7 protein-coding genes and 2 pseudogenes are annotated in these 7,046 nt (G+C 62.8%); 1 reads left to right on the forward strand and 8 read right to left on the reverse strand.

The genetic code is table 11. The features are described from left to right. Positions 1 to 32: 32 nt before the first annotated feature. The 8 genes and pseudogenes from VXJ37_RS12740 to VXJ37_RS12775 form a co-directional block, all read right to left on the reverse strand. Positions 33 to 479, reverse strand: coding sequence for a pilus assembly protein TadG-related protein (locus VXJ37_RS12740; RefSeq protein ID WP_331323380.1), 447 nt, complete (start codon positions 477 to 479; stop codon positions 33 to 35). Beyond that, positions 476 to 1,090: a hypothetical protein gene (locus VXJ37_RS12745; RefSeq protein ID WP_331323381.1), complete on the reverse strand. Its 615-nt coding sequence runs from the start codon at positions 1,088 to 1,090 to the stop codon at positions 476 to 478. Before VXJ37_RS12745 ends, VXJ37_RS12740 begins: the two co-directional genes overlap by 4 nt. Further along, a complete protein-coding gene (locus tag VXJ37_RS12750) occupies positions 1,071 to 1,508 on the reverse strand; it encodes a TadE family protein (protein WP_331323382.1) in 438 nt (145 codons plus the stop codon). The genes VXJ37_RS12745 and VXJ37_RS12750 overlap by 20 nt, the downstream gene beginning before the upstream one ends. A gap of 3 nt (positions 1,509 to 1,511) precedes the next feature. Then, a complete protein-coding gene (locus VXJ37_RS12755; RefSeq protein WP_331323383.1) occupies positions 1,512 to 1,814 on the reverse strand; it encodes a hypothetical protein in 303 nt (100 codons plus the stop codon). A 67-nt stretch (positions 1,815 to 1,881) separates the two neighbouring features. Continuing rightward, a complete protein-coding gene (locus VXJ37_RS12760; protein ID WP_331323384.1) occupies positions 1,882 to 2,823 on the reverse strand; it encodes a type II secretion system F family protein in 942 nt (313 codons plus the stop codon). Continuing rightward, on the reverse strand, positions 2,820 to 3,677 hold the full coding sequence (locus VXJ37_RS12765; RefSeq protein ID WP_331323385.1) for a type II secretion system F family protein: 858 nt from the start codon (positions 3,675 to 3,677) through the stop codon (positions 2,820 to 2,822). Before VXJ37_RS12765 ends, VXJ37_RS12760 begins: the two co-directional genes overlap by 4 nt. Continuing rightward, a pseudogene (locus VXJ37_RS12770) lies at positions 3,674 to 3,997 on the reverse strand (CpaF family protein); the annotation flags it as partial. The pseudogene VXJ37_RS12770 and the gene VXJ37_RS12765, both read right to left, overlap by 4 nt. A gap of 112 nt (positions 3,998 to 4,109) precedes the next feature. Beyond that, positions 4,110 to 5,012: pseudogene (locus tag VXJ37_RS12775) on the reverse strand (CpaF family protein); the annotation flags it as partial. Positions 5,013 to 5,692: 680 nt separating this feature from the next. On the opposite strand from VXJ37_RS12775, the gene VXJ37_RS12780 reads away from it, so the two are divergent. Continuing rightward, the coding region (locus VXJ37_RS12780) for a GH25 family lysozyme (protein ID WP_440589803.1) at positions 5,693 to 7,046 on the forward strand (1,354 nt) is incomplete at its 3' end.

A 7,046-nucleotide genomic window follows, 5' to 3' on the forward strand; every position in this document is an offset into this window, starting at 1 on the left:
CTACGCTATCGGCGGATAGTGCCCCGGTGGGGCTATCGGGTCAACCGGGAGCGTGCTGTGGAGGTCGCCTCAATCTGTATGCCGTCTGGAATGAGGAAGTTGACCACCGGCGGATGCACGGCCGCGGTAAGGACCACGACGGCGGTGGAGCCGTCCGGCGTCCCCGTCGCTCCCGCGACGGCAAGGTCCGAAAAACGTTGGGATGCAGGACTTCGGGCAACGAAATCGGCGGCCACATTCCGGACCCGTGCGGGGTTGAGGACGGCTGAAGGGCTTCCGCCCTGCGTTGCGACTTCGCCCAGGGTGTAGCTGTCTGCCGCGGCAAGGGAGGCTCCGTCCGCCAGGGACAGCAGCCGTTTGTGCTCCAGGTATACGGCGGAAATGCCTACAACGACCGTGGCGACCAACAGCGCCAAAAGCACGTAACCCAGGATCATCACCATCAACTGGCCGCTTTCGTCCCGTTCGTTGCGCTTCACCGGTAACGGCCCACCAGCTGCGTGGAAGAAGCGTTGACCTCTGTGACAGACAATCCGTCAGCAAATGGCATGAACGGCAGCACGACGCGGAGGCTGACGTTCACCGTTACCGTGCTGCCCGCCGCCTGGCAGTCGGCTGGATTGCAGGACGTGGTCATGGTGGCCCGGTCCGGCTGGTGCCCGAAATCGGAGAGGGCCAGGGCCACGGCCTGCTCTGCAGCGGATTGGGCGGTGGCGGCGTCGGGTTGGGCAATGTAGACCTTGGCCGCCTGGTCTGCAGCGCCCACCACCGCGAAGGAGCCACCTTGGATCTGGCTGACCGTGATGACGAAGTACACCAGCGGGACCATGAGCAGAAGTGCCAGGAACGTAAACTCCACGATGGCGCTCCCCTCTTCAAGCCCGGAGCCCTGCTGTGCCGTCTGCTGCCCGCGGTGGATGTACCCCCGCACGGTACGTGGCGCCAACCCCTGATGCGTCCCAGGCTCCGGATCGAACTCCGTCTCCGTTTCGCGGCACAGCGCGAGAAAGAGGCGGATCTTGACGTGAACGTAAAGCGTGGAACCGGGCAGCGGGTTGAAGCCGCGCGGATCAAGGCTGGACAGCCGCATGCCCCTTCACCTCCAACATGGCCCGCGGCCCGATGAGACCGATGACGGGCATGGGAGAGCGCACTGTAACTTCCAGGGTGCGCATGCCGTGGACGTTCACTTCCTGGGTGCTGACCTGTTCCGCGAAGCCCGGGTTGAGGGCCACGCTTATGAGGCTTCGGGTTCGTTCTTCAGCATCGGAGGCGTTCCTGTCAGCGAGTGTTCCGTACCGGGCACCCGATGCTGCAGCATCGATAAGAGTATTCCGGACGTGCAAAACCAGGGTCAGCTGGATGATGGCAAGGAAGAACATCGTCAGCAGTCCGCCAACCAGAACGAAGTCCACGACCGCCGCCCCCCGCTCCCCCGGCCGGGACGACTCCGGCTCCCCGCCGAGGTGCAGGCGCGGATGCACCGCCGGCCGCTGAGCGGAGCTCATGGGTCAGTTCCCTACTTTGTCCATGGCCTGGTTGAACATGGCCTCCAGGGCAGGGCCGGCGAGAGCCAGCAGTGCTGCAACCAGCACCGCTGACATCAGGGTTATCATCACCCAGCCCGGCACGTCGCCCCGCTCCCGGTCGTCATTCGGCGCCGGCCAAGTGGATTGGCCGGCGTTCCGCATCCCGCCGCTCTGTATGCCGTCGCCTTGCAGGCGCGAAGGCCGGACCGCCCGGCTCGTCCGTACCTGCAACAGCATCCCAAGGCCGAGAAGCAGCATCGCACAGCGGGTTCCCATGTTTTTCATCTTGCGTCCTATTCCTGTTCCTTGAGGGGTTTGAATGTGTCGAGTGGAAGTTTGGTTCTTGCCTCCATCAGAAGCCCAGGTTGATTGCGGCGAGGCCCGGGAAGACCGCAAACACGACGGTCAGGGGAAGCACTCCGAAGACCAAGGGCACCATCATGGCGATTTCCTTCTTTCCCGCGGCCTCCATCAGGTCGCGCTTGGCCGTATCGCGGACGTCCTGCGCCTGTGCACGGAGTACGTCGGCCAGGGGTGTCCCTCGCTCGACCGCGACAATGATTCCATCCATGAACCGGACCAGCGGCGCAAGGTCGGTGCGCGCGGAAAATTCCTGCAGTGCCAGGACCAAGGGTTTGCCGGCCCTTGTCTCCGCGAGGATCTTCGAGAATTCCCGGGACAGTTCGCCGTTCGCGCTCCTGCAGACGCGGTCCAAAGCCCCGGCAGCGCTCTCCCCTGCACCCACAGCCAGGGCCATCAATTCGGCAAGGCTGGGAAACTCTGCCATCATCCTGGCTTCGCGCCGGCGCACCTGGACACCCAGCCAGTAGTCCCGGAGCACGAATCCTCCTGCAGCGCTGCCGATGACTATCACGGCCGCAACGATCGGACTGCTCCTTCCCGCTGCTGCTCCAAGAAGAATAAAAATCAGCGAGAGGATGAATCCGGCCGCCGCCCACAGCAATTGCTCAGCGCGAAAGTCAATAGGCGATTTATTGACGCCCGCCTGCGCTAACCTCCGGCCCGTTGCGCCAGGAGACGGGTTGAACTTGCCCAGGGCGGACCGCCACTCCTGGAAGACGGGACGAAGGATGCGTTCGAGGGGGCCGAACGGTGTCACGTTCTGATCACCGGTGCGCAGGAGCCGCGATTCCAGGTTCTGTGATTTCAGCTGGGGCTCAATCCGCTCCGAAAGCGTCATGGGACGCATCGGCGGCGAACGGAAGATCACAAGCCATAAACCGAGCCCCAGACCCACACCGCAGATTACAGCTCCTGGGGAAAAGATCGTCATCGGAGGACCCTTTCATCCTGCGGTAGGGCACCGATCTTCAGCATGACGGTGTAGCAGATCAGCGACACCACCAAACCGCCCAGCAGAACCGCCGCCCCCAAAGGCGTGTTGTAGGCCTGGATCGCTTCCGGCCTGGTTGCAAGAAGAAGCATGACGATCCAGGGCGCGGCGACGGCAAGCCGGGCTGCGTTGATTGTCCAGGACTGCCGGGCCTCAAGCTCACTGCGTGTCCGGGCGTTCTCGCGCAGGAATTCGGCCAGGGTGCCCAGGAGCTTCCCGAGGTCCGAGCCCCCAACTTCCCGCGTCAGCCGGAGCGCCTCAATAATACGGTCGGCCACCGGATCAGCGAGCCGCTGCTTCAGCTTGTTGAGAGAACCATCAAACTGGCCTCCTGCGCGGTAGTCGGCACCAAACTCGCGGAACAGCGGCCGCAGTTCCGCAGGTCCTTTATCTCCGAGCTGGATAAGGGCCTCCGGCATTGGAAGCCCTGCACGGATCGCCGACCGGAGGTGGTCCACAACATCAGGCCAGAGTTGGCGCAGCATGGCCGTCCTTTTTTTGGCCCGCCACCGGAGAATTGTGATCGGCAGCCAGGCGCCAAAAAGGCTGAAGCAGCCGGCGATCGGCCAGGACCGGCTGAGGGCGTAGAAGACAAGCGCCACGAAGATACCAAGCCCCAGGCACGTACCGGCCAAGCTCCGGGGCGAAACCTTGTCCACGCCCGCGGCAGCGAGCAGGTCAGCCAGGCGACCAGGCTTACGTTCCCGGTTTCCGCGGGCGGGGGTCTCCCAGCAGGACCACCAGATGAGGAAGAAGCCAACGCCACCCGCTGTTCCGGCCAGCGCGGCGATCATCGCGGATCCAGCAGTGCGGAAACGTCGTACCCTGCCTGCGAAAATTTTTCGGCAGCGGGCATCGCGTTGGCCCGGGGCTCCAGAACACCGTCCTCCAGGGCAAAGACGAGTGACGACTCGATGACGCCATTTTCCACACGGCGACCCAGCGACAGGATTTGAGTTACTTGGCGCCGGCCGTCCCCATGCCTGCTGCAATGCACCACGAGGTCTATGCACGATGCAACAGTCGGGACCACGAACGCACTTGAGATGTTGTCCCCGGCCAGGAGCGGGAGTGTACAGATTTTAGTCACGGCGTCGTACGCCGAGTTGGCGTGGACGGTGCACATTCCGGGAAGGCCGCTGTTGAGCGCAATTAGCATGTCCAGGCTTTCCGCTTCCCGTACTTCCCCCACTACCAGGCGGNACGGCGTCGTACGCCGAGTTGGCGTGGACGGTGCACATTCCGGGAAGGCCGCTGTTGAGCGCAATTAGCATGTCCAGGCTTTCCGCTTCCCGTACTTCCCCCACTACCAGGCGGTCCGGCCGCATTCGCAATGCCTCCTTGACCAGCCGGCGAAGTGGAATCTCCCCCTCACCTTCAAGGTTTGGTTGACGACACTGAAGTCCCACGACGTCTCGGAGCGGAAACTGCAACTCAAAGATTTCCTCGACCGTAATGACACGTTCCCTGCTTCCGATATCGGCCGCCAGGCAGTTCAGCATGGTCGTCTTGCCTGCCTGGGTTGCGCCTGAGACGAGTATGTTGAGGCCGCTTGCTACGGCCGCGGCGAGGAAACGAGCAGCGTGTGGGGTGAGGGTGCCGAGTTCTACGAGATGCTCCAGACGGCTCGCCCTGACAACGAATTTCCTGATATTCACTGCCCAGTGGCGGCGCGTAACGTCCGGAATGACGACGTGGAGTCTGGACCCGTCGGGAAGCGCAGCGTCTACAAAGGGCGACGACATGTCGAGCCGTCTTCCCGAGCTCTTAAGCATGCGCTCCACGAGGTCACGCACCTGCTGTTCGGAGAGAGTCAACGACGTCAGTTCTGACTCGCCATTACGTGCCACGAAGATTTCGTTGGGGGCATTCAGCCAAATTTCTTCGACGGATGGATCATCTAGCAGAGGTTGGAGCACGCCGAAACCTGCGACGGCGTCAAAGAGGAATCGGCGCGCGGCGTCAAGAGGACCAAGGGGCGGCAGCGGACCTACCAGCGTGCGTTCGTCATAGTCGGAGACCACGGCTTCGACCAGGCGTCGAACCTCGCCGGCCTGCGTGAGCGGATCCAGCCCTCGCCGGCGGATAAGTTCGCGGACTTCGTCCTCGACAATTACCAGCGCATCCATATGTTCCCCCATACAACGGCCGCCCCCGATGGGGGCAGTGCGACTGGGTTACAGCCTAGGGAGAGGGCATCGCCACAACAAGTCATCCAGCCCGTTTGTGGATAAACGAACAACCTCAAGATTCCCACCAGTTGGTGTGAGGATTCAGCAGGGAGCCCCACAAGATTCACATAAGTAACACCAGAACCACTAGTTCCCCTAGTAACACCGGTGCTAAGGTGAGCGCGTTGTTTATCGAAATAGCACTATCAGGTGGCTTCCTGGGGGAAACACCTGAGCAGTATCCAAAGGGGCGCTTGGGGGAGCGCCGCAATGTCTCCGGAGCAAATATGAAGCGGAACCTGTCTCAGTCCCGTCGCCCAGCCCTGAAATTCTTCGGGCTCCTCGCCCTTGTGGGCTCCTTGTTGGCAGGCCCGGGTCTGAGCGGGGTCGCCTTCGCCACCGATTCCAGCCCGTCGCCGTCACCTTCGGCTACTGCGCCGACGTCGCAACCCGCGGCCACGCCGCCACCGACGACTGCCCAGGCAACGGCAACGGCAACGGCAACGACCACCCCTAAGCCAAGCGCGGCGCCATCTCCATCCCCGTCAGCGTCCCAGACCATGGCCGAGGCCGTCGGCAAGGGTGCCGAGATGGGACAGCGCTCAGCCCGGGTGACGGCTTCCGCGAATACTACGGGCGTGAAACGCCTTAGCGCGGAGTCACTGACGACGCAGGGAACCTGGATGCCCACGTTCGGTGTGCAGGGACTTGACGTCAGCGCCTACCAAACCAATGTCGACTGGCAGCAGCAATGGAACATGGGTGCCAGATTCGCGTATGTGAAGGCATCAGAAGGCAACTACTTCACCAATGACCAGTTCAGCTCCCAGTACCAGGGTTCGCGAAACGTGGGCATGATCCGGGGCGCCTACCACTTTGCCATCCCGAACTGGTCCTCCGGAGCAGACCAGGCCCGCTACTTCGTTCAGAATGGCGGCGGCTGGACTGCGGACGGCTACACGATGCCCCCGGTTCTTGACTTCGAATTCAACCCCTACGAGGGCCGGACCATCAACGGGTTCTACTTCGGCAACACCTGCTACAACATGTCGGCAGACCAATTGTCTTCCTGGGTGCAGGACTTCGGCAACACAATGCTGTCACTGACTGGGCGGCTCCCGTCCATCTACACCAACACCAGCTGGTGGAACCAGTGCCTGGGCAACCAGACAGCCTTCAGCGACTACCCGCTTTGGGTAGCAGCGTACCCAGGGTCCCCCAGCAACGACGCCGGCGCGGTACCAGCGAGCTGGGGCACCTACAGCATCTGGCAGTACAGCAGCACCGGGCCTTTCGCCGGCGACTCGAACGTCTGGAACGGGGACTATGCCGGGCTCCAGGCCTTCGCCGCAGCCGGGGTGCCGGCGGCCGCCAACCAGGCTATTAGCAACGTTCAGATGCAGACACCGGGACTGGGATCGCCTACATCTTCGATAATTTGTGGTCTACGTGACGGTGGCTGCTACCAGAATTTCGCGAGTGGAGCGATCGTTTGGTCTTCCGCCGCTGGCGCCCATGCCTCTCCAAACGGGTCTATCCGCGACGCCTGGCAAGCCTCCGGTTTCGAGGGAGGCGTCCTTGGCTACCCCACCTCAGGTCAAACCTGCGGGCTGAAGAACGGCGGCTGCTTCCAGAACTTCCAAAACGGAGCCATCATCTGGTCCACCGCGACCGGAGCCCAGGTCTCCACTAACGGCCCCGTCCGCGACGCGTGGCAAGCCAGCGGCCTCGAGGGAGGCACCCTGGGTTACCCGACGTCGTCGCAGATCTGCGGACTGAAAGACGGCGGCTGCTACCAGAACGTCCAAAACGGAGCCATCATCTGGTCCACCGCCACAGGAGCCCAGGTCTCCCCCAACGGCCCCGTCCGCGACGCGTGGCAAGCCAGCGGCTTCGAGGGAGGCACCCTGGGCTACCCGACGTCGTCGCAGATCTGCGGACTGAAAGACGGCGGCTGCTACCAGAACTTCCAAAACGGAGCCATCATCTGGT

It is taken from the genome of Pseudarthrobacter phenanthrenivorans (assembly GCF_036455295.1).
In the GTDB taxonomy this organism is placed as follows: Bacteria; Actinomycetota; Actinomycetes; order Actinomycetales; family Micrococcaceae; genus Arthrobacter; species Arthrobacter phenanthrenivorans_C.

Bases quoted from the DNA above. Each gene is read 5' to 3' on its own strand.
- VXJ37_RS12745 (WP_331323381.1), bottom strand. From the start codon at position 1,090: ATGCGGCTGTCCAGCCTTGATCCGCGCGGCTTCAACCCGCTGCCCGGT.
- VXJ37_RS12750 (WP_331323382.1), bottom strand. From the start codon at position 1,508: ATGAGCTCCGCTCAGCGGCCGGCGGTGCATCCGCGCCTGCACCTCGGC.
- VXJ37_RS12755 (WP_331323383.1), bottom strand. From the start codon at position 1,814: ATGAAAAACATGGGAACCCGCTGTGCGATGCTGCTTCTCGGCCTTGGG.
- VXJ37_RS12760 (WP_331323384.1), bottom strand. From the start codon at position 2,823: ATGACGATCTTTTCCCCAGGAGCTGTAATCTGCGGTGTGGGTCTGGGG.
- VXJ37_RS12765 (WP_331323385.1), bottom strand. From the start codon at position 3,677: ATGATCGCCGCGCTGGCCGGAACAGCGGGTGGCGTTGGCTTCTTCCTC.